General features: G+C 57.3%; 23 protein-coding genes. 5 read left to right on the top strand and 18 right to left on the bottom strand.

Going from position 1 to position 24,881, the window contains the following annotated elements; genetic code table 11:
• Positions 1-4: 4 nt before the first annotated feature.
• The 5 genes from J2887_RS12635 to J2887_RS12615 all read right to left on the bottom strand — a co-directional run bounded on the left by J2887_RS12635 (position 5) and on the right by J2887_RS12615 (position 3,547).
• The gene (locus tag J2887_RS12635; protein WP_227171480.1) at positions 5-982 is read right to left on the bottom strand and encodes a DMT family transporter; all 978 of its coding nucleotides are present in this window, start codon (positions 980-982) and stop codon (positions 5-7) included.
• A 134-nt stretch (positions 983-1,116) separates the two neighbouring features.
• Positions 1,117-1,341, bottom strand: coding sequence for a hypothetical protein (locus J2887_RS12630; protein WP_227171479.1), 225 nt, complete (start codon positions 1,339-1,341; stop codon positions 1,117-1,119).
• Positions 1,342-1,377: 36 nt separating this feature from the next.
• The gene (locus J2887_RS12625) at positions 1,378-2,097 is read right to left on the bottom strand and encodes a hypothetical protein (RefSeq protein WP_227171478.1); all 720 of its coding nucleotides are present in this window, start codon (positions 2,095-2,097) and stop codon (positions 1,378-1,380) included.
• A 63-nt stretch (positions 2,098-2,160) separates the two neighbouring features.
• Positions 2,161-2,670 carry a M23 family metallopeptidase gene (locus tag J2887_RS12620; RefSeq protein WP_227171477.1) on the bottom strand — a complete coding sequence of 170 codons (510 nt, stop codon included), beginning with the start codon at positions 2,668-2,670 and terminating at the stop codon, positions 2,161-2,163.
• Positions 2,671-2,842: 172 nt separating this feature from the next.
• The gene (locus J2887_RS12615) at positions 2,843-3,547 is read right to left on the bottom strand and encodes a hypothetical protein (protein ID WP_227171476.1); all 705 of its coding nucleotides are present in this window, start codon (positions 3,545-3,547) and stop codon (positions 2,843-2,845) included.
• A gap of 335 nt (positions 3,548-3,882) precedes the next feature.
• Here J2887_RS12615 and J2887_RS12610 point away from each other — a divergent pair, with 335 nt between their 5' ends.
• Positions 3,883-6,960, top strand: a complete 3,078-nt coding sequence (locus J2887_RS12610; protein ID WP_227171475.1) for a hypothetical protein — start codon at positions 3,883-3,885, stop codon at positions 6,958-6,960.
• Positions 6,961-7,063: 103 nt separating this feature from the next.
• On the opposite strand, the gene J2887_RS12605 is transcribed toward J2887_RS12610, so the two are convergent.
• Entirely contained in the window at positions 7,064-7,894 is an 831-nt protein-coding gene (locus J2887_RS12605; protein WP_227171474.1) for a helix-turn-helix domain-containing protein, read from the bottom strand.
• A 163-nt stretch (positions 7,895-8,057) separates the two neighbouring features.
• Positions 8,058-9,053: an alpha/beta hydrolase family protein gene (locus J2887_RS12600; RefSeq protein WP_227171473.1), complete on the bottom strand. Its 996-nt coding sequence runs from the start codon at positions 9,051-9,053 to the stop codon at positions 8,058-8,060.
• Between the two features lie 292 nt (positions 9,054-9,345).
• Here J2887_RS12600 and J2887_RS12595 point away from each other — a divergent pair, with 292 nt between their 5' ends.
• Positions 9,346-10,269 carry a DUF2167 domain-containing protein gene (locus J2887_RS12595; RefSeq protein WP_227171472.1) on the top strand — a complete coding sequence of 308 codons (924 nt, stop codon included), beginning with the start codon at positions 9,346-9,348 and terminating at the stop codon, positions 10,267-10,269.
• A gap of 222 nt (positions 10,270-10,491) precedes the next feature.
• On the opposite strand, the gene panB is transcribed toward J2887_RS12595, so the two are convergent.
• The 3 genes from panB to J2887_RS12580 all read right to left on the bottom strand — a co-directional run bounded on the left by panB (position 10,492) and on the right by J2887_RS12580 (position 12,173).
• Positions 10,492-11,277 carry a 3-methyl-2-oxobutanoate hydroxymethyltransferase gene (panB, locus tag J2887_RS12590; RefSeq protein ID WP_227171471.1) on the bottom strand — a complete coding sequence of 262 codons (786 nt, stop codon included), beginning with the start codon at positions 11,275-11,277 and terminating at the stop codon, positions 10,492-10,494.
• A 73-nt stretch (positions 11,278-11,350) separates the two neighbouring features.
• Positions 11,351-11,743, bottom strand: a complete 393-nt coding sequence (locus J2887_RS12585) for a DoxX-like family protein (RefSeq protein WP_227171470.1) — start codon at positions 11,741-11,743, stop codon at positions 11,351-11,353.
• The gene (locus tag J2887_RS12580) at positions 11,736-12,173 is read right to left on the bottom strand and encodes a thiol-disulfide oxidoreductase DCC family protein (protein WP_227171469.1); all 438 of its coding nucleotides are present in this window, start codon (positions 12,171-12,173) and stop codon (positions 11,736-11,738) included. The genes J2887_RS12585 and J2887_RS12580 overlap by 8 nt, the downstream gene beginning before the upstream one ends.
• 442 nt (positions 12,174-12,615) lie before the next feature.
• On the opposite strand from J2887_RS12580, the gene J2887_RS12575 reads away from it, so the two are divergent.
• Positions 12,616-13,749, top strand: coding sequence for a hypothetical protein (locus tag J2887_RS12575; RefSeq protein WP_227171468.1), 1,134 nt, complete (start codon positions 12,616-12,618; stop codon positions 13,747-13,749).
• A gap of 407 nt (positions 13,750-14,156) precedes the next feature.
• Here the strand turns inward: J2887_RS12575 and J2887_RS12570 are convergent, their stop codons facing one another.
• Positions 14,157-14,462, bottom strand: coding sequence for an NIPSNAP family protein (locus J2887_RS12570; RefSeq protein ID WP_227171467.1), 306 nt, complete (start codon positions 14,460-14,462; stop codon positions 14,157-14,159).
• A 350-nt stretch (positions 14,463-14,812) separates the two neighbouring features.
• On the opposite strand from J2887_RS12570, the gene J2887_RS12565 reads away from it, so the two are divergent.
• The gene (locus J2887_RS12565; protein WP_228752814.1) at positions 14,813-15,319 is read left to right on the top strand and encodes a group II intron maturase-specific domain-containing protein; all 507 of its coding nucleotides are present in this window, start codon (positions 14,813-14,815) and stop codon (positions 15,317-15,319) included.
• An 18-nt stretch (positions 15,320-15,337) separates the two neighbouring features.
• On the opposite strand, the gene J2887_RS12560 is transcribed toward J2887_RS12565, so the two are convergent.
• From J2887_RS12560 to J2887_RS12530, 7 genes are all read right to left on the bottom strand, one after another.
• The gene (locus J2887_RS12560) at positions 15,338-15,703 is read right to left on the bottom strand and encodes a hypothetical protein (RefSeq protein WP_227171466.1); all 366 of its coding nucleotides are present in this window, start codon (positions 15,701-15,703) and stop codon (positions 15,338-15,340) included.
• Positions 15,704-15,756: 53 nt separating this feature from the next.
• A complete protein-coding gene (locus J2887_RS12555) occupies positions 15,757-16,236 on the bottom strand; it encodes a hypothetical protein (RefSeq protein ID WP_227171465.1) in 480 nt (159 codons plus the stop codon).
• 322 nt (positions 16,237-16,558) lie between these two features.
• Positions 16,559-17,254, bottom strand: coding sequence for an NrdJb (locus tag J2887_RS12550; RefSeq protein WP_227171464.1), 696 nt, complete (start codon positions 17,252-17,254; stop codon positions 16,559-16,561).
• A gap of 30 nt (positions 17,255-17,284) precedes the next feature.
• Positions 17,285-19,423, bottom strand: coding sequence for an adenosylcobalamin-dependent ribonucleoside-diphosphate reductase (locus J2887_RS12545; protein WP_227171463.1), 2,139 nt, complete (start codon positions 19,421-19,423; stop codon positions 17,285-17,287).
• A 562-nt stretch (positions 19,424-19,985) separates the two neighbouring features.
• A complete protein-coding gene (locus J2887_RS12540; protein ID WP_227171462.1) occupies positions 19,986-20,780 on the bottom strand; it encodes an ABC transporter ATP-binding protein in 795 nt (264 codons plus the stop codon).
• A gap of 10 nt (positions 20,781-20,790) precedes the next feature.
• Positions 20,791-21,699 (bottom strand): ABC transporter permease, encoded by a 909-nt coding sequence (locus J2887_RS12535; RefSeq protein WP_227171461.1) that lies wholly within the window; start codon positions 21,697-21,699, stop codon positions 20,791-20,793.
• Positions 21,700-21,773: 74 nt separating this feature from the next.
• Positions 21,774-22,748, bottom strand: coding sequence for an ABC transporter substrate-binding protein (locus J2887_RS12530; protein WP_227171460.1), 975 nt, complete (start codon positions 22,746-22,748; stop codon positions 21,774-21,776).
• Positions 22,749-23,197: 449 nt separating this feature from the next.
• On the opposite strand from J2887_RS12530, the gene J2887_RS12525 reads away from it, so the two are divergent.
• Positions 23,198-24,865: an AMP-binding protein gene (locus J2887_RS12525; protein WP_227171459.1), complete on the top strand. Its 1,668-nt coding sequence runs from the start codon at positions 23,198-23,200 to the stop codon at positions 24,863-24,865.
• Positions 24,866-24,881: the final 16 nt, after the last annotated feature.

The raw sequence follows: 24,881 nt of genomic DNA, 5'->3' as shown, positions 1-24,881 counted from the left end.
CACATCAGTCGCTTCGATCAGCCTGGTCCCTGAACAGTGAGCGTACCGGGAACCGGCGAAGACGCCAAACGCGTCGCAGAGCCTGCACTGGGCGGCCATCAATCGCCGCCAGCCCGCTCCCGATCAGGGCCATACCGGCCAGGTGCCCGGGTTCAAGCTGCTCGCCAAGCACGGTGGTGCCCAGCAGAATGGCGCTGACCGGGATCAGAAACGTCACCAGCAGCAGGTTGGTGGCCCCTGCCGTGGCCAGCACCCGAAAGTAGAGAATATAGGCGAGCGCGGTAGATAGCAGGGCGACACCGATCACGGCCCCCCAGACATGAACATCCGGTGTTGGCAGTCGCCAGGGCTGGTCAGTAGCGGCGGCCAGGGGGATCAGCACTATGGCTGATGCCGTGACCTGACCGGTGGCGGTCACCAGTGGTGAGCAGCCCAGTTGGCGGAAACGTCGGCCGAAGATACCGGCGCAGGCATAGGCAATGGCCGCGATCAGTATCGCGAGCTGTGCCATGGTATCGGTACCGAAGCTGGCCAGGGCACCGACGCCAATCATCACTACGACGCCGGCAAACCCCAGTGCTACTCCCCACAGCCGGGTCTGAGTGATCTTCTCGTCCCGGGTAAGGTAATGGGCGGCAAGGACGGTAAAAAATGGTGTGGTGGCGTTCAGAATGGAGGCCAGCCCACTGGATACATGGGTCTGGCTCCAGGCAATCAAGGTGAACGGCACCATGTTGTTCAGTAGCCCCATGGTGAAGAACGCCAGCCACAGGGAACGCTGTCTCGGCAGCTTCTGTCCCATGGTCAGCACCAGCAGGTTGAGTGCCAGCGCCGCCAGCCCCACCCGAAGCGCCGCGACCGTCAGGGGAGCGAGTGCTGATACGGCCACTTCAACAAAGAAAAACGAGCCACCCCAGAGGATGGACAGAATAACCACCAGGGCCCACTCCAGCGCGCCCATTGATACGTTGCGTTCCGTCATGTGCATTCTCCTGTCTTGCTGGAATGCACAAACGATAAGTTGCCCCGCGCCCGGGGACACTCCGTTTCTTGCGGTGTAATTCGAGCGGGACACTAGTACGGAGTTACTGGGTGAGCGCTCAACAATGGGGGGCGCTACTCGACCTGTTCCATGCGTTTCTTCGCCGCGTCATCCATAAACTGATTGATGTCGTTCTCGAAGGTTTTCAGCTCTTCGGGGTTCGTTGGAACCCGCGGGGCCTCTGGAGCAGCCGGGTTATTACCGACCACGTTTTCGGGGGGAGAGGGTTCGTTGTCAAGCTGTTGGAGGAACAGAAGGCCGACAATCAGCACGGCTGCCAGCAATACGATCAGTTTCATCGATGGGTTACCTGTATGGTGTGCTTTTGATGTTTATTACGGCGTATTGGGTTTATTGAAGATTCTGTGAACTTCCATGGCGAGCATCTGCTTGGCATTGGCGGAGAGCAGTTTGCCATGTGCCGATACGAGTGCCTCGAACTCCAGCTCCAGCAGTCGCTCGAAGTCCGTTTTCAGAGAGCCGCCGGCGGGTGTTACTCGCTTCAACCATGGTGGTCCGATGTTGAGACCAAGCCGGAATCCCAGCAGCCTGAATGCATACTTTGAGAGTAGCGAAAAGTAGCTCCAGTCTGCATGGTACTGAACGCTGTCGGTAGTGATCAGTAATTGATGGTCCCTAAGCAGAAGAGCGGCTTCCGGATACTGGGCTGATTCGAAGATAAAGAATTCCGAGTTGGGAAAGGGCGGGGCAAGGTTGGCTGAGATCACGGTATCTGGCTGGGGGTGGCGGTAAGTTGCCTGACCACTTTGTGCCCAGAACTCACATTGGTACCGATCCAGATAGAAGGCGTCATCCAGCCCGTGAAAGTCTCCCAGCCTGATGACCCGCTTGACGGTGCCAAGCTTCTCCAGCGCAGAAAGGCCGTCATCGTCCATTCGAACCGGGTTGACCAGGGTGAGTGCCTGAGCGTCGCACAGGATGATCATGTTTCGGTTGATTCGAAGCCCCGGCTTCATCCTAATACTGCCGTGGAGGAGAAAGACACTGGGATAAAGCTTGGCTATCCGGTCATGGGGATAGGCTGGTGGGAACATGGCATCCTCCTGAGTATCGTCAATAGCCTGGTCATGCGGTTCACTGGGGTATTCAGAGTATCCTCAGTCTGTCAGATACTTGATCGGGTTGAGGTAAAATGCCTTTTTGTACCCTTGGGTAGACCCATCGACCAACCATGGACGGGGTAGCAGGCTCACAATCGAGTAATGAAGGTGAGCCTGTTTGCCCAGGGCATTTCCGCTGTTTCCAACCGTTCCCAGAGATTCGCCCCGGACAGCGAACAAACCATTCTGGTTCACGCTGTCCAAATGGGCAAAGTAGTGTAAGCGCCATTTTGGGCCAAGTCCCAGGACCACCTTTCCTCCTTTCGGAAGTTCTCCCCGGTAGAGCAGAACCAGATCGGTAGCAGCAACCACGGGCGTGCCTCTGGTCGCGAAAATGTCTATTCCCTTGTGCACCCCTGAGCTGCCCCAGGGTTCAAACCAGAAGGTATTGGCGTTCCAGTCCGAGCGGGTCGCACCTGCAACCGGAATGGTGCGCCGATCGGGTACGAGGAAGCCGCAAACGAGAACGAAGAGGGTGATGAGGGCTATGATTTTGAGGGCTTTCATCGAGGCTATTTACAATACTGACGTAGTCGGTCGTGGCAACTTTCTGTGGAAAAAAACATCTGATAGGCACTCCTGCTCAGGTTATAGCGATAGAGATGGACTATGACTTTTCCGTCTCCGCGCCCATTTGTATCGATGGAGACAACAAAGGTATGTCCGCCATCAAACGCGGTTACAGCGTCTCAACCTGAGCCAGAAACTCCGTCAGACGATCTGCCGTTTCTGCCAGGGATTGGCCAATGGCGGCCAGTTCCGCTTTGCGGATGGTCTCGCTGAAGTTGTTGTCCTGGTTGTCTTTCTTTGCGGAAAATTGGTTGCTGGATACCACCGAGAACGGCACGGTGCCGGAGCGTGTGTCGAGGAGAACGGCTTCTACCGTGCAGTGGGCCCTGGTTTCGTCGGGATTGATCAGGCGGTACTTCTCGAACGTTCGGCACTGGGTCCGGTAGGCCAGCAACAGGTCTGCCTGATAGCGGGCGGCGGCTTCCCGCAGGAACGGCAGCGTACGTTGCTCGGGTACCAGCAGGCTGGGGAGAAAGGAGGCGTCGTAGACCCGATCGGATGCCTGCAGACGTCCGATAAAGTTGGTGGCAATGTCTTCGTTAAGCTGGGTGAAGTCATCGGAGTAATAGCGCCAGTAGCTGTTGCTGGACAGCTTCAGTACGGCAACCCTGTTCTGGGCGGGGAGGGCAAGCCGGTAATCCAGGATGCGCTTGATGGTGTCGTCTGCCAGGGAGTTTTTGGCAGGTTCAAAGAGTGATTCGCCGGCTGACTCCGGTTGCCCCGGGGAGTAGTAATCCATTGGTCGGGGGGAGGTGGCGACGCTTGTACAGCCACTGAGAAATAGCGCAAGAACAAGGGCGGACGTCCTTAACATTGCCATGCTTTCCTTATGCAAATAGCCAACTTGATCGTTTGTGGAATCTGGAGCCGGCTGATTTCTCATGAACCCGGCAGCCAGGACTGCTGATTCTGCAACAAAGGATCGTCTCACACCAATCATGAAGTCGGGATGGTTGGTCTACGAACAGAGCCCAATTGCGCCTCATGATGGCCAGATTCGTTGCTTGTTGGCTCGGGCTGTCCCGAACACACTGACCGCTGTTGCAACATGGGGTTGTCCTGCGTTTCAGGTGCGTCGGCGTCAATGCGTCTGCCTGGGCGTGGCAACGGCAGTATGGATAGCAAGTCAGACAGAGATAATGGCGCTCTATGGATTATGTGAAGAGAGGAAAAGGTACCGCCCGGCGCTTGATCGGGTCGGGTGGTCTTGCCGGCACCAATACGGTCGGTCGGGCAGGGCGGGTTGTGAGCTTCCTGGTGTTGACGGCCGTACCCGCAGCCGCGCTGGCGGCGCCTACGGCATTGCCGCTGGCGACCATCGATGACCTGACCGGCGCCTATCAGGGGGCCTTCAAGGTGGAATACCGTGACGGTGTCTCCAAGACGGCCTGGGCCAATGGCCGGCTGGCCTACAACCCGGATGCCAACTCGGTGTTCATTGACTCGCACCGTTATGACGATGCGATTGCCGAATTCCAGGTGCCGGAGGTGCTGGGGATGGCATCGGACCCGGCACAGCTGCCCAAGGCGACCATGAAGCAGGGCTTTACCCGGGTGCTTGACGCGGCGACATCGGATAACCCTCAGGGCATCGATGAACTGGGGGGCATGGCTTACATAAATGGCGAGCTGGTCATCCAGGGCTACCGATGGAACGACGTCAACGGTGGCAATACCCACACCACAGTGGTGGTGCGCAATCCTGATTCCCTGGCCACTCCGGTGGTGGATGGCTATTTTGAGCTGGAAGGGGGCGCCACCACGCTCAACTATGTGTCGCCGGTACCGGAGCTGTGGCAGGGCGAGCTGGGCGCCACCCATCTGGCCGGCAGTGGTGGCGGCATCCGGGGCATTCAGCGCACCAGCGTTGGCCCCAGCCTGTACACCTTTAACCCTGCCGGCATGAGCGGTGACTCCGGCTTGGTCGGTGCCCAGCAGTGGCTGGGCTACACCGTGGATACCGCGCTATCCAGCACCCTTTACGCCCATGAAGACAGCTGGGGCAGCTGGGATGCCTACAACCACACCGGTATGGACTCTGACTTTGCGCAATCCAACACGCTTTGGACCCACATCAGCTCTGCCTGGTTTGGCTTCATCGTGCCGGGCACGCGCACCTATGCGGTCATCGGCCACTCAGGTATGCACGAGTCGGGCGGCGGATATGGCATCACCCAGTGGGATGGCAACAAATGCCACGGCACCTGCCCTTACGACCCGGAGGACGAATACCCGTACGTCTGGCTTTACGACCTCAACGACATCCTCGCGGCCAATGCCTTTCATGAGCCCATTCCCTACGACTACGGCCGCTTCGACAATCGTTTTGCCCTGGGGATGCCCACCGCCGGTGCCTTTGACCCAGCCTCTGGCAAGCTGTTTCTGCTCAACCGCGCTGCCACCAAAGCAGGCAATGGCGGCAGCCCGGTGATTGCCGCCTACCAGTTCCAGCCCGCCGATGATCCGGATGATGGTTCAGGTCCTGGTGCTGATACCCCACCATCGCTGGCGTTTACCGATCTGACCAGCGGCCCCAGCACCGGCCTGGGTGACGGTCGTGGCGATGGTGCCATTGTAACGGTCTGGGGGAATGACCTGGGTGACGAAGGTGGTCGATTGGTGTTCGAGGACAGCACCGGTACGCTGCACGAGCCTTATGTCTACTACTGGAAGAATGCCGATGGCACCCTGCCTTCGGGACCTGCCAATCTGTTCGCTTCCCACGGCATGCAGGAAATCGCGTTCTCCATTCCCGCAGGCGCCAGCCAGGGTGCAGGCAAGATCTATGTCGAACAGGATGGCCACACCTCCAACGCCCTGCCATTCACCGTCAGATCCGGCACCATCTACCATGTCAAAGCCGATGGCAGCGACTCAGGCGACGGCTCCTGGGACAGTCCCTGGCGCACCGTAACCCATGCGGATGACACCGCACCGGCGGGTTCGACCGTTTACGTACACGATGTTGATACTGGCGATGCGTCTACGGCGCGGGGCATTTTCTGGAGCAATAGTGCCGCCAGCAGCACGCTGGATGCCCAGTTTGCCATTACCGCCTACCCGGGGTTCCAGCCTTCCGTCACCGCTCAGCGAGCCATTGAAGCCTACACCGCCGATGCCCTGGTGGTGTCGAAACTGGATCTGTATGCCTCCAACTACACCGCAGTGGACAGCAATGGCCAGCCAACGGGGCCGGTGATCCACTTCAAAGGCACCTATGGCATTCGTTCAAGCAAGAACGGGCGTGCCGTGGCCAACCGGATCGGCGACATTCCGGGCGGCTGCGCCAGCAAAACCCAGGGCGCGATCATGGGCAATGCCAAGTGGGGTACAGACCGGGTGTCCAACTTCAAGGTGCTGGGCAACGAGATCTACGACTACGGCTGTAACGGCTCCAACAAGCTGCACCACACCACCTACATGTCCATCCGCAGCGATGGCGCGGATCTGCAGGTTGCGCCCTGGGAGTTTGGCTACAACTACCTGCATGGAAACAAGGCCAAGTTTGGTATCCATCAGTTCGACCAGAATGACGGCTGCGGTGACACCACAGGCCCCATCCGCATCTACAACAATGTGATTGTCGATCAGGCCGGGGCGGGAATCAGCGTTGGTTCCCAGTGTGACTGGTCGATGGATGTGGAGATCGACAATAACGTACTGATCAACGTGGGGCTGGCGGCTGACTGGGACGGTGTCGATCCGGACACCTCCAATGGTCCTGAGAACGGTGGCATTGCCATTCGTGATTCCGGCCTGTTGGGCACCATGCACATCCGCAACAACCTGGTGTATGGCTACTCCGCCGATGGCCAGACCCGGGGCGGCCGTGGCTGCCTCAACCTCAATGGCAGCGAAGACAACGTAGCCATCGAGTGGCGCAATAACGTCTGCTACACCCAACAGGATCAGCCCTTCGTGGGTGCCGGCTACCGGGGTGACAGCAAGTACGACAACGTCACTGGCAGCCACAATATCTGGCACTACACCGGCAGCAACCCGAGTGAGGCGGTGGTGCCGGCCTGGGACCATGACCACTCAACGGCCGACCCACTGCTCAGTGTTACCGGTGCCCGGGTAAGCGTGCGGCAGGGGTCTCCGGTGATTAACGAAGGTCTGGCACCTGCGTTGATGACGGATATCTACGGCCGCGCCCGGGATGCAGCGGCTGATATCGGACCGATTGAATACCACGGTGGGTCATTGGAGAGCCAGCCTGACCGCTAAAGATGATGTGAAGCCTGAGTGCTTCATATCGTCGGATTGTCTTCGGGCAAAGCCTGGCCGCCGGCGGGTGTGACGGGCTTGCCCAGTCAGACAGTTCTCCCTGTTAGATAGCCCTTCCGGTTAGATAGTTGCGACCGGACATGGTCCAGAGCGTGTCTAACAGTAGCTTCACGCTTTCCAGCTGGTCCACCGACAGCTTGTTCAACAGCGGCAGCAGGATGGCAAAATTGTCGTTCTGCTGCTGCCGGTACTGGAACACCGGGGTATTGCGGGTCAGCGTCATCGGGCTGATGCCGCTGGCGGACCAGAATCGCATAATCAGCAGAATGCTGAAGTGGATACTGGTGCCGAATGCTTCGTAGCGCTTGTAGGCTGCGGTGGAAATGCCGAGGTGGTGGGCCATGGTGTCCTGGGAAAGGCTGTGCTCTTGACGGAACCGCCGCAGGTGTTTCGAAATTGCCTGATAGTAGCGATCATCAATACAGCTCCGACACTCTTCGATCCCCGGATTGCGATAGTGCGCCAGGGGCCCGGTTGACGCTGATCCCGCCAAGCCTTCCAGGGCCGCCTGAAGGGATCTGAGCGCATACCCGGGTGCCTTGTTCAGGAAGTACAGCACGGCGACCCAGGATGGGTGCCAGTGCACATCCACCCAATTGTGGTGTCCGGTGCCGGTGAACAACCAATGAGTTGGAATGCCGGTCTCGACTGACCAGAGAATGGCGGTGTGCAGCCGGGGCAGATCCCGGCCTTCCTCATAGCGGCGGTATTGGCTGCGGGAAACCCCGATCAGGCAGGCGAGTTCGGACTGACTGATCCCGAGCTGAGTGCGAACGATTCGAAGATTCTGGCCAATCTGGTCGCACACCCCCTGTTCCATGACTTCGTAGTCTTCAATTGAGGGTGCGCGTTTGGTTGAGTCGAGGGCAGGCATACCGGAAAGCTAGACAGGTGTGTTTTATGTGAGTTTTTCAACTTGTTGTCTAGCTTATCGGATCGGGACTCCTGTGCGCCACGATGACGTTCGTGAGCTGGGTCACAAAGACCTGGAAAACCAACCAACGGCGTATCTGATAACAGACGCTGCCCGGTGTGGCCTATAGGGTGTCAAACTCCTCGATGAGTTGTTGCAGTTGGGTATGGAACCACTCCCGATCAATGTCGGATCGTTCCTGGCAGACAAACGCCGCACCCTCTTCAGCAAGGATGGCCTCGGCTTCGGGCTTGCAGATCTGCATGAAGCTGAAATGGTAGGCGCCTGCTATTTCCTGGTACCGGATGTTGTCAAAGGCCGGCTCCAGATACGGTTTCAACTGCAAGGCGGGAGGAATACGTTCATCGAGTTCCGCGCCAATGATCAGCGTTCTGGCGGATAGCGCACGCAGGCTGTCTGGCTGGACCGCTGGGACATACCCGGGTGCCAGGGCGATTGCGTGAGTGACCCTGGTGTCACGGTAGTCCTCAGAAATCTTTGATCGATCCCCGTCTGTCAGCCCGATCAAGGCATTGGCAAAATACTGGCAGGACACATCCTGGTGACCATCGCAGTATTGGCGGTACCCGGCGATATCAAACCTGGCACCGGCAAGTGCCAATGCGCTGTAGCCACCCAACGAGTAACCAATGACGGTGATGTTCTTCGGGTCTGCGTAAGGGCCATACGGGCCTGACAGGATGTTGTCGATCAGGAACGAGACATCCAGCGGTTGATCCCACATTCTGATGACGCTGTCAGGTGTGGCCTGGCCACTGGTGTAGTTGGGGTGATTGGCTGATACCACCAGGGCGCCACGCTCTGCCAGCTGGCTGGCCAACCAGGAGAGGTTCCTCCAGTTTCCCGAGGTGCCATGGACCAGGATGTAAACCGGCAACTGATGGCCAGTTACGACGGCATTCTCAATCGCAGTGAATCCATAGAAGGCAGCATTCTGCGCAAACTGTTTCTCGGGCGAGACCGCACTGGTTGGGTACATCACCGTCGTTTCCAGCGTTCTTGCTCTGGTCGTGTCTTCGTAGGAGTTGACCGCAAGGCCTATATCTCCCAGGCAGGCCTGGCTGAGCAGCAATAACGCTGACAGAACGGTCTTTTTCACGGCATCTTGTCCTTGATCAGTGATTGGAAAAGGTAGGAAAACGGCATCTGAATTGCCTGGCGACCATCATAGTTCGTCTTGTGTGATGGCGTAACTATCCTGAAGCCGGATTCGCTGGGTAATAAGTAAGATACAGGCCCTCATTCCAGCGCGCAGTTGATCTTGCTTCAGGATTTTATTGAAACAGGGCTGATATACTCCGGACTGATTTTCGAATCAGCGCAGTGCCCCCCTTTCTCCACACATCGGGTTTGCTCCATCAGGGAAGAGCACCAAATCATAGGGAATCATTATGAAAGCCATCGTATTGTTTTCGTCCGCGTTACTCATGACTTGCAGCCAGTGGGTGCTGGCCAATGAGCCTTCCGAGGCGGAAGTTGCGGCAGAGGCGAAAAAACTGGACCAGCAGCAGGAATACCAGCAGTGGGCTCAGCATTTCGTCAACAGCCTGGATTACCAGCAGGGTAAGATCAGCCTGCCGAATGGTGTGGCCACACTGAATGTGCCAAACAGCTTCTATTACCTGTCTCCTGAAGACAGCGAACGGGTGTTGGTGGAGGCATGGGGCAACCCGCCGGGCGAAGAAACCCTGGGCATGCTGTTTCCGGCAGGCTATACCCCGCTGGATGATGAGTCCTGGGGCGTAACCATTCAGTACGAGGCCGAGGGGTATGTGTCCGACGACGATGCCGCCGACATTGACTACGCCGAGTTGCTTGAACAGATGCAGGAGGACACCCGCTCATCGAACCCGGCCCGTATTGAAGCCGGCTACCAGCCTGTCGAATTGCTGGGCTGGGCGGCGACACCCCATTACAACCAGCAGTCCCACAAGCTGTACTGGGCCCAGGAACTCCAGTTCGGTGATACCCAGGTCAATACCCTGAACTACAACATCCGGGCGCTTGGGCGCCAGGGCGTGTTGGTGCTCAACTTCATAGCGGGCATGCATCAACTGCCCGAGATCGAGAGCAACCTGGATACGGTGCTGGGCATGGCCGAGTTTGATGAAGGGCACCGCTACAGCGATTTCGATCCGGAAGTGGACACCGTCGCGGCCTATGGCCTGGGTGCACTGGTGGCTGGCAAAGTGGTAGCGAAAACCGGCTTCTTCGCAGCCGCTCTGCTGTTTCTGAAGAAGTTTGGTGTAATTATCGTTGCGGGCGTTGTTGGGCTGCTTAGTAAGTTGTTCAAGCGGAAGAATACAGGGCAGTAAGCCCGGAAGGGTACAGCTTCGCTGAGCGCCGGTATGTCTTAACCTGTACTGCCATCCTACGTTGAGATGCTTGTGCGCCAGTAACGACCGACTATTGGAATAGCCTGGCGCAAATTCATCTGACCTTGATTGGGATGGGGATGAGGTCGTGCTCTCCAATCTCGATAGACGTTGCATCAATGGGACACGAAGGCGCACTTCCGCGTCCCATTGATTCAGCAGTTAACGACCGTTTGTGCCAGTGAATTGAATGATGTTGTTTGGGAATTTCATCGATTCCACTTCCTCGGAGAACTCCGACGCGACCTGCAGTACGGTCTTGCTGGCATAGGCATACTGTTTGGAGAACGGCGGCCAGTAGTCGCCCAGCCCAAGGGCATCGTTGATAACCAGAACCTGCCCGTCACAGTCCTGACCCGCCCCGATGCCAATGGTTGGTATGGCCAGCGCGTGAGAGATTTCACGGGCCAGAGGGTAGGGGATATGCTCCAGCACAACCATGAAAGCGCCTGCCGCTTCAATGGACCTGGCTTCGTCCATGACTCTCTTGGCGTCTTCCTCTGTGCGGCCAACCTGCTTGAAGTTCTCGGCCGTTTGCGGGAGTAGTCCGGTATGCCCGACAACGGGAATGTTGTGCTCGACAAGGTGACGGATGACCTGAGTGTTCGCACCCTCCAGCTTCACGCTATCGGCGCCGGCATTGACCAGGCGTTGTGCGTTCTCGAGGGCCGTTTCAGGGTCTCTGTCTGTTCTATAGGGCAAGTCGCCGATGATGTGGGTACTCTTCGCGCCCCGGCGCACTGCTCCGATGTGGTACTCCATGTGCTCAATGGTGACATCCCGGGTACTGTCAAAACCCATCTCGACCATCCCGACCGTATCCCCGACAAGAATGATCGGTACCCCAGCCTGCTCGACACTGCGGGCAACCGGGCAGGTGTATGCCGTGAGCATGGGAATCGGCTTGGTGCCTTTGCGCGCAACAAAATCCTTCGGACTCATCTTCATGGCGATTCTCCTTCGATAGAGGCCAGTGAGTTGGACAACTGGTCAGGCCTTCATGTTTGAGTTAATAAGCCTGCTAGCTTTCCTCCTGATCTGAACGTTGCAGGTTCAGGCCAATGATAGCAAGCGCGATCAACGCGACATTGGTGGTGACTGGGTTGAAAGCGCCACCCAATAGCTCGGGCTGGAATGCGGCGACAAACACCAGTAGCCCAAGCATTGCCACCACCGTGAGAATCAGTGGCCAGCGCTGGCGCCAGAAAAGCAGGACGGCAAAGGCCATCCCAATCTCCGCGATACCGGCAAGGGTTGCGAGGGTTTCGGCCGCCGTTTGCGACAGTCCGGCGGCGAGGCTCATCGCCAGCTCATCCTCATGCAGGTAGAGCAATTTTGGCACCAGACCGTGGTAGAGCCAAACAAAGGCGACGGTGAGCCGACAAATAGCGTAGTTCAGGGGGACACTAGTCATTCAGGAACCTGGAATCATGATCTTTGTTCGGAACAACACAGGTCTCGTAACGACCAAACAACCTGTAGCGATTCAACGCAATACGATCGTAAAGCCAATCCCGGATGGGGCCGGGGATAGCCCAACCAATGCACATCAACGGCCAGGGCCAGGGCAGTCGTCGCACAACTCTGAGAAAAGCAGAGGATCTGGTGTAGATCGTCGCTCCCTCAACAAGCAACATGGTGTTGTAGTGATCCGTTGGTAGGCCATACCACTGCAGAATGGCTTTGCCTGCCGATGATTGAACCGTCGCCAGCTTGAATCGACGCTTCCTGTCAAACCTGATCAGAAAACGGGCCCAGGCAGAGCACAGCTTGCAGACACCGTCGAACAGAATGACTCTATCGCTGGATGCCAAGCCGGGTGGGTAAAGTGATTCCTGGTTCATGGGCAGGTTACGCTCCCTGTTTTCCTGATGTTCGGCAATAACCGCAGCACTTTGGGATAATGAGATGGAAGAAGGGCGCTGTAGGAACCCTCGTTCGGGTTACAGACCAAAAAAGAGTTGTGACGGGATACCGACAACTGACCCAGGGACAACGGTACCAGATTTGCGCCCTGCGTGCGGCGAGAGATAGCTGACTGCAGATCGTTGGCCAGATGAAGGACTTTGAGCCTGACGGCTATATAGAATCTTATATTTATTTGTAATCTCTTAAATTAAATTATTCAGGCTGGTGTTTTATTGATCAATCGGATTTTGAGCGTATGGGATATATTTCCTCCGATATCAAGAGAGCAGTAGCCTTTTGTATGTTTGCCTGTGAAATAGTGTAACATTGATCCAGGCCAGTGCTGGCTCCTGAGTTTATCTGCAAAGGAATGTGGTTTTGTCTTACATTATTGATCGTCTTGTTCAACGTTTAATCGTGGAGCGCTTCTGGACTATTGTTACGGATGTTGACGAAGTGTCTCAGCTGCCCAATGAAGAGACATTGCTGGATCAACTTGAGGCCGAATCGGATGAGCAGGCCCAGGATGAGCTTCTTATTCAGTATCTAGAGTCGTTGACGCGCCATGCCAATTCAGCGCCGTTGATTGGTGGTCCGTTACCGGAGTTCGACGATGTCGCAGAAGTGGACGGAAGTCCAGTCAGTGTTGTTTCGACCGCGCCCGCACTACGAACATTGAAGCCTTACTGCTCCCGCATTGCCATCAAGGTTAGCGGTATGGCGATCAAGGTCGCGTTGTTCATTGATGGTCCGATCTCAAAAGAGCTAACCCGTGAGAAGCTGATCGCCACCGGAAAGGCCTTCAGAGAAGATTTTGAGCAGGCGTTGGAGGCCGAGGAACAAGACATAGCAGAGGCATCTGCTTCCAAGTCAAAGCCCAAAGCCAAGAAAAAGAAATTACTGCCTGTTGCGATTGTTTTTGAACTCATTCAGGTTGGAAGCCATATTGACACCCCGCAATCCAGGGCGGCCCTCCGGGCGCTAAGATGCCGGGTTAGTCGAAAGGACCGGGTTTTTATCAGCGGAGCGATACTGGACAGCACCACTAAACAGGTATGGACCACACGAGGCATCTTCGGCTATCTACGGCGACGAAACCTTCGTTACGCGTTAGAGAACTGTGATCAGAAGCCCTCGGAAATCCGTGAGGCCATAAAATCCAGCACTATTAACTGGAACACCATATTATTATCCATCGTCATTGCAGTATTTGCCACTGGGTTGAATCATTTCTCCCAGTTAACTGGAGATTTAAGCCCTCTCATCCTGTATCTGGGCGATGTGCTTATTCCAATCGTTGTCATTCTGTTCGCCGTATCCTTCGAGCGTCTTCAGATTCATTCCGCTCGCCAGACAAAGTGCTTCCTGATCGGTTATTTTGGAATCTACATCGGAACGATTTCCTGGATGGTCTGGCCGCTCTCAGTAGAGTTAGGAATCTATATGCTGAAAGTTACATTGTTTGTTTCCCTTGTGAGCATGTTGGCCAGTACGATGATGGAGTTGGAGTGAGTGTTGGTCTCTGCTCCCTGAGGGTTTTTCCGCAGATCTTATGGTGATGAGCATATGCTAATGATCGGCGATTCAGGAGTTGCTGCCGCCACCTATGAGATCCACTATGAATAAATTCCTATTAAGCATATAAGTATATGGGCGAGTGCTGTTTAAGCGGAGGTTTGGCCTAAACAGGGGTTTTCCAGAGTTGTTGAAACATTGTTTTCCGGTATCTGGAAAGGCGGCATCAATCAAGGGATTACCAGGCTTGATACCAAATACCTAATGGAAAACCCCAGCATAGTGTGCTGGGGTTATATCGTGCTCTGGTTCTCGTGATTCGCCCGAGTGTGAGCAAAGTCGCGCTGCTAGCCTGAATGATGAGGGCGATCCGGTCATAGTAGCTACCTTGGCGCTCACCCGGATTACTCAAACACCGGCCTCATAAAGCTGCGTTCATAGCTGAGGATACAGCGAGTTTCTTCGGCGTATTGGAAGGCGGCAATGCAGTCAGGGTCACTGAACGAGTCCTTCCGGTACTGTTCATACGCGGCGAGGCTTGGGAAGGTGAACAGAGCCAGAGCAATGTCACTGGCGCCTTCCGACGGCAAGAAATATCCGTGATGCTGGCCGCCGAACTTGTTCACCAGGGGTATCCAAAGCTTTGAGTAGTGCTCAAATTCTTTCAGCTTGTAGGGATCAATCACATATCGAAGATAGCAGGTTATCACGGGCTTTCCTTGTGTTAGGCGGCAACTTTCAGCGCTAATGTTCGTTGCCGATACTTGTGTATGCCAAGCTTGGGCAGGAACCAAAAGGGTGAAAGTCCCCTGTGGGAAGATCGTCGCTCAATGGATTTTTCCCGATTGAACGCTAACCACTAGCGAATGGCAAGCACCGAACCGCGAGGTTCCGTCTGGAGGGCCGAAGACGCCGTGAATACCTGCAGCGGCCAGGATGCCGAACGCAAATGCGAGCTGATGAACACAAGAACATCATATGAGGCGTAGGCTGGCGGCGAGTTGGCACAAGACAACGAAGCCGGTGATCTGACGGCAACCGTAAATGATGCAGCAGTGCAGTGACAGTGAATGTCCTTATCTTTGGTGGTCCGACGTATCGGGGGCTGCTCAACGAGCGATCGGTCAATCACCATTCAGATACTTTGTCTATCAAGCCTGAGTACAGCCGTTGCTATCGATGCTTTCGGCCTAGCCAGTATCTTCGTGGCTGGATCAACGACTGTGGCATCGCCACCGGTTATCAGCGCTGCTGCGATCTGGATCACTGGCTTCGCCGCCGCGTCCGGATGGCCTACTGGCGACAGTGGCGTAAACCACGTACCAAAGTCAGGAACCTGATGAAGCTGGGCGTACAGGTGAAGGCCGCCGTGGCGTGTGGTATCACCAGCAAAGGCCCTTGGCGCAGCTCGAAGACGCCGGGCATTCAACAGACTCTTTCCAATGACTACCTGAAAACCGAAGGCCTGGCATCGCTGCGCGATGGATGGATCAATCAAGCTTCACCATTCCCGGTGAAACGCCCTGTGCGGAGCCGCATGCAGGGTGTTGTGGGGGCTGGGGGTTAGATGCCCCCGGCTACCCGATTAACTTTTGAGGTATGCACCGAGTCCCTCTTTAACCGTCTCTAACTCGCTGACAGCACTATCAAAACCAACAAACTGCCAGCCAAGCTCTAAGGCACGATAGCCAATCGAAAAGCCGGCCATATCATCGCCAATCAACAATACCTCCCTTAGTGCCACAGGGTATTGCTCGCCGAATATTTCTTTTGGATGCACGGGGCCTGAGTACAACATGATCCCGCTTTCCTGCTCCCCCCATCCTCGTTCACAGAGCCAAATCAGGTATTCGTCGGGGAGAGGGCCATGTTCCGTCTTAATGGCTTCAATTTGATGAGAAGACAACCTTTCCATTTTCGACTCGACCATAAAGTTAACGCCCGCCATCATCGGTGACAAAACCGGAGCGAAGTGGAGGGTTTGGTATCCGCTGCATGGCTTAGTTATGCCTTTTTTCGGGTAACTGTGAAATACATAATCGAACCCGTTTTCTTGCTGTAGTGAGCTGATATTAGCTTGTCGCCCAAATCCCATCGATCATGATTTGGGTTAGGGAACGAGACATCAACTTCACCTTGACCAATCTTCCAGGTTCTTTCTGGAGCAGCTTTGCTGAGTAGGTCTGATCTTGAGTCCGAAAAACTGAAGCCCAGCGGCACCTCGCCTGGAAACTTCTCATGCTCATCCTTGCCTTGGGCATACAGGAATATAGTCTGGCAATTCCTGAGATCTTTAGTTTTGCCACCCTGCGGGCCACCATCTGGTTCAAATAACAGATCTACACCGTCGTTCTTTGATTCGACGTATTGCCTGCCATAGTCCGGATCGCCAACTTTAAAAGATGGATGCTTCTTCAAGAATGAATGTACTTCAGGTGACTCGATATTTTTGCCAAAAAGTTCGAATAGCTCAGATGTATCCATTTAGCTCAAAATTCTCCTTAGGGCATAACGCCTCAATAACCAGCGCAGCTTTGCTGTTTCCGGTGCCGTAGGCGTGGACTTCCCCCAATAAAATGGACACGCCCCATCAGTTGATTCTTTCGAATCTCTAGCGGAGTCCGGTAACCAAGGCCACTGTGCCGCCGTCGGGTATTATAAAAGCCCTCGATATATGATCTTCTGCTGGTCGTAATATCACTGCGTAGTAACGACGCGGGCAAGCTGATGACATTCCTTTCCAAACAAAAAAGCCCGGGAGCTTTTCGCTTCCGGGCTTTTTATTCAGCGCGTCAGGTTAACCACCTCAACCGCACTTGCTGTCGCCGCAGGACAGGCAGGTGGCGCAGCCGTCCATAACGATGACGGCCTTGGTGCTGCATTTGTTGCAGACCGTGGCGTTGGCGGGGTAGTCGCTGGCGGCGGCGTCGTTCTGGGCGGACTGGCCGTCGGATTCGAACTCGGCTCGCTTTTCGGCGAGGATGCGCTTGGTGGTTTCGCTCATCTCTTCGCTTTCCAGCAGGCCAATGGCCTTGAGGTGCTTCTCGATCACGGCGCCAATCTCGGCCACCAGCGATGGCATGAACACGCCACCCTTCTTGAAGTAGCCGCCGTTGGGGTCGTATACCGAGCGCAGCTCTTCCACCAGGAAGGTGACATCGCCACCCTTACGGAAGACCGCGGAGATTACGCGGGTGAGGGCGATAACCCACTGGAAGTGCTCCATCGCCTTGGAGTTGATGAACACCTCGTAGGGCTGGCGACTCTCGTGGTCGGTGCCTTCGTTCAGCAGGATGTCATTGATGGTGATGTACATCGCGTGCTCGGCCACCGGCGGCTTGATCTTGTAGGTGGTACCCAGCAGGAAGTCCGGGCGTTCGATGTACTCGTTCATCTCGACCGGCTTGACTGCGGTCTCCGGGGCGGTGGTTTCCGCTTCTTGCTGGTTGTCGGCCTTGGTCACCCGGTAACCGACGATATTCTTGGTGATCTTGACTGTCATGCTCATTATTCCTGTGTCGGTCGTTCCGGATCAGTATTTGCCGTAGGTGCCTTCTTTGAGGGCGTCAAAGAGGTTGGCTGCGGTGTGGGTTTCACCGTCGTATTCTACCTCTTCGTTACCCTTCAGGGTCACCTTGCTGCCATCATCCAGGGTGAATTCGTACAGGGTGTTCTCCAGGTCTTTCTCCTTGACCAGCACGCCCTGGAACGCCTCGGGGTTGAAGCGGAAGGTGGTGCATCCCTTCAGGCCCTTGTCGTAGGCGTACATGTAGATGTCCTTGAATTCCTGGTAGGCGAAGTCTGTCGGAACGTTCGCGGTCTTGGAAATAGAGGAATCCACCCACTTCTGGGCTGCGGCCTGAATGTCGACGTGCTGGTCCGGGGTGACGTCGTCGGAGGTGGTGAAGTACTCCGGCAGCTTCTTGTCGGCGTCGTCCGAGAACGGCATGGCGCCCGGGTTCACCAGATGGCGGTAGGCCAGCAGCTCGAAGGAGAACACGTCGACCTTCTCTTTGGTCTTGCGTCCCTCGCGGATGATGTTGCGCGAGTAGTGGTGCGAGAAGCTCGGCTCAATGCCGTTACTGGCGTTGTTGGCCAGTGACAGGCTGATGGTGCCGGTCGGCGCGATGGAGGTGTGGTGGGTGAAGCGGCCACCTTTCTCCGCCAACTGCTCAACCAGTTTCGGCTCCACTTCGGCAATGCGCTGCATGTAGCGGCTGTACTTGGCGTGCAGTACCCGGCCCTTGATCTTGTCGCCAAGCTTGTAGCCATCGGCTTTCAGTTCGGGGCGGTGTACCAGCATCTTGGCGGTCACTTCGAACTCGTCGTCCATGATCGGGGCGACGCCTTTCTCTTCCGCCAGGGACAGCGACTGGCGCCAGCCTTCAACGGCCATTTCCCGCACCACTTCCTCGGTGAACTTGACGGAATCGTCAGAGCCGTAGGGCATGCGCAGCATGGCCAGGGTGGAACCCAGGCCCAGGATGCCCATGCCATGGCGGCGCTTGTAAGTGATTTCGTGGCGCTGTTCAGCCAGCGGCAGGCCGTTGATTTCAACCACGTTGTCCAGCATGCGGGTGAAGATGCCCACCACCTTGCGGTAGCGCTCGTAGTTGAAGCTGGCCTTGTCGGTGAACGGATAGTCGACGAACTTGGTCAGGTTCACTGAACCCAGCAGGCAGCTGCCGTAAGGGGGCAGAGGCTGTTCGCCGCACGGGTTGGTGGCACGGATCTCCTCGCAGAACCAGTTGTTGTTCATCTGGTTGACCTTGTCGATCAGGATGAACCCTGGCTCGGCGTAGTCGTAGGTGGAGGTCATGATGGTGTCCCAGATCAGCTGGGCCTTGAGGGTGCGGTAGATGCGGCAGGCGACCTTGCCCTCGTCATTGACCACGTAGCTCTCGGTCACCGGGAAATCCCGGTACAGGAAGCGGGAGCTGTCGCTCAGGTCCAGACTTTCCTCGTCCACTTCTTTCTGGGTGACGGGGAAGGAGAGGTGCCAGTCGTCGCCGTTCTTGACCGCTTCGATGAAATCTTCGGTGATCAGCAGCGACAGGTTGAACTGACGCAGGCGGCCATCTTCACGCTTGGCCTGGATGAAGTCGATGATGTCCGGGTGGTGGACGTCAAAGGTGGCCATCTGGGCGCCACGGCGGCCACCGGCAGAAGACACGGTGAAGCACATGCGGTCGAAGATATCCATAAACGACAGCGGGCCGGAGGTGGTGGCGCCAGCGCCGGCGACGTAGGCGCCTTTCGGGCGCAGGGTGGAGAACTCGTAGCCGATACCGCAGCCCGCCTTGAGGGTGAGGCCGGCTTCGTGGTTTTTCTCCAGGATGTCGTTCATCGAGTCGTCGATGGTGCCTGACACTGTGCAGTTGATGGTGGAGGTGGCTGGCTTGTGGGCCTCGGCACCGGCATTGGAGGTGATGCGGCCGGCCGGAATGGCACCATTCTGCAGGGCCCAGACAAAGTCTTTCATGTGCTTGGCGCGCGCAGACTTGTTCTCAACCTCGGCCAGGGCAGTGGCCACCCGCTGGTAGGTCGCTTCGATGTCCTTGTCCACCGGTTCGCCGGTCTTGGTCTTGAGCTGGTATTTGCTGCTCCAGATATCCAGTGAGGCGTCCTGCATGGGAATCGTCGTGATCACTGCCTGTGCCTTAGCGTTCATTGCCACCCTCTGTGTGCTGAGTCATGCCGGTCCGGACAATCGGCATGAAGTGAGCCTGGCCTGGGGCCGGGCGACCACACCGCTGTCCGGTTCCTGAAATACGTGTATGCGCTGAATTGCCAGCAACCACTATATGTGGTGCGTACACCACTACATCTGGTGGTTGCTTCAGGGTCGACGGCTCGCGCCAGCGCGTCGGCCGGGTAACCAGGCCTGGTTTGCGAACTGGCTGGTTACAGATTGACTGTATTGTTCAATAAAAGCCCAATATGTGGGGCGATTTCATGGAAGTATAACAGGATATAGTGGTCTGTGAATAAGACGGGAACTATGAACCGGGGCGGGTGATCGCGACAAAATCAATGGAAATCCCCTTGCAAGGCGAAAAAATCAGGCTTGATAGGGACTTGAGGGCGTCAAGCCGAAAACACTAGATATAGTGCCGGAATGTGCGTACCGACACGGCCATTTTCGGGTGCTCCTGGCGGAGCTGGTTGCTGTTTGGGGGAGAGTGACGAATTGCCCGGCGCGGGTTGCGCCGGGCATCGGGAGGGTGGGGCGATCAGTCCAGCAGCAGGCTGTCGTCGTCGATCTGCAGGCCGCGCTGTTGCTCGAACAGTCCGAGCAGATCTTTGACTTCCAGGCCGTCGCGTTCGGGACCGGCGATGTCGAACACCACCTGGCCCTGGTGCAGCATCACTGTACGGCTGCCCACTTCCAGCGCCTGCTTCATGCTGTGGGTGACCATCAGGGCGGTGAGTTTCTGCTCCTCGATGATCTGTTGGGTCAGCTCCAGCACGAAATTGGCGGTCTTGGGATCAAGAGCGGCGGTATGCTCGTCCAGCAGCAGGATGCTGGACGGTGTCAGGCTCGCCATCAGCAGGCTTACGGCCTGACGTTGTCCGCCGGACAGCAGGCCCATCTTGTCGCCGAGACGATTTTCCAGACCCAGCTTGAGTGTGGACAGGCTGCTGCGGAACTGGTCCATATAGCGCGCCTTCACCGCGGCGGTCAGGCCCCGGCGCTGGCCGCGCTTGATGGCCAGGGCCAGGTTTTCCTCAATGCTCAGGGATTCGCAGGTGCCCGCCAGCGGGTCCTGGAATACCCGGGCGACATTGCGCGCCCGTTTGTGGGTGGGCAGGCGGGTTACGTCCTGGTTGTCCACCACAATCTGGCCGCTGTCCACCATCACTTCGCCGGCGAGGGAGTTGAGGAAGGTGGACTTGCCGGCGCCGTTACTGCCGATCACCGTTACGAACTCGCCCTGGTTGACGGTCAGGCTCATGCCGCGCAGGGCCGGGTTCTCCAGCGGGGTGCCTTTGCCGAAGGTCAGTTTCAGGTTGCTTGCACTAATCATCGGTTCCCCCTCAGGCCTTGTTGCGGGTCAGTCGTGAGCGGATGGAGGTGCGCACGCCCGGCAGTACGATGGCCAGAGTGACCAGCACGGCGGTGATCAGGTTCAGGTCCTGCGCCTGCAGGCCCATGAAATTGGCGTTGAGCGCCAGCGCGATGGCCAGGCGGTACATGATGGCGCCAACCACGCAGGCCAGCAGCGCCTTGATCACCGTTGATGGGGTGATCACGGCTTCACCACCAATCAACGACGCCAGGCCGATGACGATGACGCCCACGCCCATGGTGACGTCCGCTGCGCCCTGGCTCTGGGCAAACAGCGCCCCTGCCAGGCCAACCAGGCCGTTGGAGAGAGCCACGCCGAGTACGATCATGGCGCCGGTGGCAATGCCCTGGGCCCGCGCCATGCGGGCATTGGCGCCGGTGGCGCGCATGGCCAGGCCGGTCTCGGATTTCATGAAGCGCCACAGCAGAATCATGCCGATCACCACCACGATGGCGAACAGCAGCACTGGCACCGTGTGGTAGGGCAGGTAGTCGAAGGTGTCATACCACCATTCCAGCACGGTCTCCTCGCCCAGCAGGGCAACGTTTGGGCGTCCCATGATGCGCAGGTTGACGGAGTACAGCGCGATCATGGTGAGGATCGACGCCAGCAGGTTCAGGATGTTCAGTTTGACGTTCAGCAGTGCGGTCACGGCACCCGCTGCCATACCGGCCAGCACGGCGGCGCCGGTGGCCAGCCAGGGGTTGACGCCCTGGAGGATCAGGATGGCGGCAACGGCCGCACCCAGCGGGAAGCTGCCATCGACCGTCAGGTCGGGAAAGTCGAGAACACGGAAAGACAGATAGATGCCGAACGCCACCAGGCCGTAGATAAGGCCGGTTTCCAGGGCGCCGTAGAATGCGATTTCACTGAGCATGGGTAGGTATTCGCTGTGACTGGATCGGGGAACGGCGCCTTATGGGCGCCGTTCCGGGGCTTACGGGGATGATGTTAGTCGTCGCTGCTGACCACTTCCTGAGCGGAGCTGATGACCTCCTCGCTCAGGGTGATGCCCATCCGCTCGGCGGCGGCCGGGTTGACGAACAGGTTCAGGGTATCAACGGACTCGACCGCCATGTCACCCGGCTTCTGGCCTTCCAGAATGCGGGCAACCATGGAGCCGGCCTGACGGCCGTGGTCGTAGTAGTCAAAGCCCAGGGCGGCAACGGCGCCACGGCTGACGGTGGCTGTGTCGGCGGCGAACACCGGGATCTTGGCGCGCTCACCCACAGACACCACGGCTTCAGCCGCACTGACGACGGTGTTGTCGGTGGTCAGGTAGATGGCGTCGGCCTTGCCAACCAGGGAGCGGGACGCACCCAGTACTTCCGAGGTCTTGGTGGCGGCGGCTTTCACCAGCTCCAGACCACGCGCCGCCAGGCGCTCTTCCAGCAGCTCCACCAGGGCAACGGCGTTGGCCTCACCCGGGTTGTAGACGGTGCCGATGCGCTTGGCGTCCGGCATGATGCGCTGGAGCATGTCGAGATGACGGTCGATGGGAAGCATGTCGGTAACGCCGGTAATGTTGGCGCCCGGTGCTTCCAGGTTGGATACCAGCTTGGCGCCAACCGGATCGGTCACGGCGGCAAACACCACCGGCAGACCGCGGGCGGCGGCAGCCATGGTCTGCGCCGACGGAGTGGCGATGGCGACAATCACGTCCGGGCTCTCGCCAATAAACTTGCGGGCGATCTGGGCGGCGATGGCAGAGTTGCCCTGGGCGCTTTCGTGGCTGACGGTGAGGTTTTCACCCTCGCGGTAGCCGCGGTCTGCCAGTTCATCTTTAACGCCTTCGTATACCGCATCCAGGGCAGGGTGTTCGACGATCTGTGTGATTGCCACGGATTTCGGGTCGTTTGCCTGTGCCAGGCTGGTTGTTGCCATCAGCATGGCGCCCAGCAGGGTGCGCAGAGTCCTCTTGGCCATGTGCCGTGTCTCCCAGGTTTGTTGTCGGTGGTCGTGGCTGCGGGCTCCCGCGGGATGCGGTCCTCCGAGCAGGCCCTCCCAAAAAAGGCGGCAGTTTAGCACAGCATTCAGGTTCGCGCTTTGGCAAGTTACGGATATTTGTTGCCGCCGTGCTCACGACCTGAGGGTGATGGCGGCTGCAGGCGCGTTTCATTCGCCAACGGGCGTATCAGGAAAGAAATAGTTTTGGTTGCATCACATTTTGTAGTGACAGGGTGTGGTGAAATGTAAGACCAAAGTCTTAATCGGAGACTCCTGAACCGTCGATGCCGTGACATTCAAGGCTGTCCAACAACGAGAACGACAACCCCCGGCAAGGGGCTATTCATAACAACGATACGACATACCTCAACCTCAAAAACCAACAAAGGGAGCACCTCAAGACTCCCGACACACAACAAGGAAGGTCCATGGACAATAATCACAAACTCCCCCTGGAAATGGTCTACCACTGGGAGGCCGCCAAAGCCGAAGCTGTTTATCTGACTCAGCCCATGGGTGGTGGCCAGGTCATTGATTACACCTGGCGCCGCGCTGTGGGTGAGGCCCGGCGTATGGCGTCCTACCTCAAGTCACTGAACCTGCCGGAAGGCAGCCGAATCGGTATTGTGTCCAAGAACTGCGCGCACTGGATCATGTCGGACTGGGCGATCTGGATGGCAGGCCATGTCTCGGTGCCGCTGTACCCGACGCTGAACGCCGATACCGTGCGCTACATCCTTGATCACAGCGGCTGTGAAGTGCTGTTTGTCGGCAAGCTGGACGACTGGGACAGCATGAAGTCCGGTGTGCCGGAATCCGTGCGTTGCCTGTCTTACCCGCTGAGCCCGCCCAACGATTTCAAGAGCTGGGACGACATCATCGCCACCTTCCCGCCGCTGGAGGGCAAGGTCCATCGCGATGCCAAGGAGCTGGCTTCGATCGTCTATACCTCGGGCAGTACCGGCAAGCCCAAGGGGGTGATGCTGAGCTTTGAGAACATGGCCTATGCTGCGGCCGGCGGGGTCGATGCCCTCGATGTCAGTGGCAATGAACGCATGCTGTCCTATCTGCCGCTGTCCCACGTGTTTGAGCGCTTTGTGGTGGAGCTGGGTTCCATGCACAAGGGCTTCCATCTCTACTTCGCCGAGTCCCTGGATACCTTTGTTGAGGATCTCCGGCGCGCCCAGCCAACGCTGTTCCTGGCAGTGCCGCGGATCTGGACCAAGTTCCAGCATGGCGTGTTCGAGAAAATGCCAAAAGAGAAGCTGGAGCGGCTGATGCGGGTTCCGCTGCTGCGCCGGGTCGTCAAGAAGAAGATCCTTGCCAACCTGGGATTGCAGCACGTCAAGTTTGCCGGAAGTGGTTCGGCGCCGCTGTCGCACGATATCCTGGAATGGTATCGCGGTCTTGGGCTGGAACTGCTGGAAGGCTACGGCATGTCTGAGAACTTTGCCTACTCCCACATGACCAAACCCGGCCGAGCCCGTACCGGCTATGTCGGCGAGGGGCTGCCCGGCGTTGAGGTCAAGATCAGTGAGCAGGGTGAGGTGCTGGTGAAGAGCCCGGCGACCATGATGGGTTACTACAGGGATGAGGAGAAAACCCGCGAAACCATGACGGAGGATGGCTTCCTCAAGACCGGCGACAAGGGCGAGATCGATGATCTGGGGCGGCTGCGTCTGACCGGGCGGATCAAGGAGATCTTCAAGACCAGCAAGGGCAAGTACGTTGCGCCGGCTCCCATTGAGAATCGCCTGATGAGCCATCCGGACATCGAGATGGTGTGTGTGTCCGGTGAAAACTACCCTCAGCCACACTGCCTGGTGATGCTGTCGGAAGAGGCCCAGCGCCGCCGCCTGGACGAGGGCTATCGCCGTGAGCTTGAGCAGAGCTTCTCAGACCTGCTGAAAGAGGTGAACCAGACCGTCGATCCGCACGAGCAGTTGCAGTTCATCGCGGTGGTGCAGGATGAGTGGAGCATGGAGAATGACTTCCTGACCCCCACCATGAAGCTCAAGCGTAATGTGGTGGAGGACGCTTACCGTCCGGATCTGGAGCAGTGGTACTCCAGCCGCCAGCCGGTGATCTGGCAGTAACTCTTCCCGGGCCGGC

The sequence above is a fragment of the Marinobacter sp. CA1 genome (assembly GCF_020546665.1).
Classification (GTDB): Bacteria; Pseudomonadota; Gammaproteobacteria; order Pseudomonadales; family Oleiphilaceae; genus Marinobacter; species Marinobacter xestospongiae.
The sequence above is the reverse complement of the archived record's forward strand: the minus strand, read 5'-3'. Positions and strand labels throughout refer to the sequence as shown.

Coding starts and splice junctions, on each gene's coding strand:
- J2887_RS12635 (WP_227171480.1), bottom strand. CDS start 982: ATGACGGAACGCAACGTATCAATGGGCGCGCTGGAGTGGGCCCTGGTG.
- J2887_RS12630 (WP_227171479.1), bottom strand. CDS start 1,341: ATGAAACTGATCGTATTGCTGGCAGCCGTGCTGATTGTCGGCCTTCTG.
- J2887_RS12625 (WP_227171478.1), bottom strand. CDS start 2,097: ATGTTCCCACCAGCCTATCCCCATGACCGGATAGCCAAGCTTTATCCC.
- J2887_RS12620 (WP_227171477.1), bottom strand. CDS start 2,670: ATGAAAGCCCTCAAAATCATAGCCCTCATCACCCTCTTCGTTCTCGTT.
- J2887_RS12615 (WP_227171476.1), bottom strand. CDS start 3,547: ATGTTAAGGACGTCCGCCCTTGTTCTTGCGCTATTTCTCAGTGGCTGT.
- J2887_RS12610 (WP_227171475.1), top strand. CDS start 3,883: ATGGATTATGTGAAGAGAGGAAAAGGTACCGCCCGGCGCTTGATCGGG.
- J2887_RS12605 (WP_227171474.1), bottom strand. CDS start 7,894: ATGCCTGCCCTCGACTCAACCAAACGCGCACCCTCAATTGAAGACTAC.
- J2887_RS12595 (WP_227171472.1), top strand. CDS start 9,346: ATGAAAGCCATCGTATTGTTTTCGTCCGCGTTACTCATGACTTGCAGC.
- panB (WP_227171471.1), bottom strand. CDS start 11,277: ATGAAGATGAGTCCGAAGGATTTTGTTGCGCGCAAAGGCACCAAGCCG.
- J2887_RS12585 (WP_227171470.1), bottom strand. CDS start 11,743: ATGACTAGTGTCCCCCTGAACTACGCTATTTGTCGGCTCACCGTCGCC.
- J2887_RS12580 (WP_227171469.1), bottom strand. CDS start 12,173: ATGAACCAGGAATCACTTTACCCACCCGGCTTGGCATCCAGCGATAGA.
- J2887_RS12560 (WP_227171466.1), bottom strand. CDS start 15,703: ATGATGGCGGGCGTTAACTTTATGGTCGAGTCGAAAATGGAAAGGTTG.
- J2887_RS12555 (WP_227171465.1), bottom strand. CDS start 16,236: ATGGATACATCTGAGCTATTCGAACTTTTTGGCAAAAATATCGAGTCA.
- J2887_RS12550 (WP_227171464.1), bottom strand. CDS start 17,254: ATGACAGTCAAGATCACCAAGAATATCGTCGGTTACCGGGTGACCAAG.
- J2887_RS12545 (WP_227171463.1), bottom strand. CDS start 19,423: ATGAACGCTAAGGCACAGGCAGTGATCACGACGATTCCCATGCAGGAC.
- J2887_RS12540 (WP_227171462.1), bottom strand. CDS start 20,780: ATGATTAGTGCAAGCAACCTGAAACTGACCTTCGGCAAAGGCACCCCG.
- J2887_RS12535 (WP_227171461.1), bottom strand. CDS start 21,699: ATGCTCAGTGAAATCGCATTCTACGGCGCCCTGGAAACCGGCCTTATC.
- J2887_RS12530 (WP_227171460.1), bottom strand. CDS start 22,748: ATGGCCAAGAGGACTCTGCGCACCCTGCTGGGCGCCATGCTGATGGCA.
- J2887_RS12525 (WP_227171459.1), top strand. CDS start 23,198: ATGGACAATAATCACAAACTCCCCCTGGAAATGGTCTACCACTGGGAG.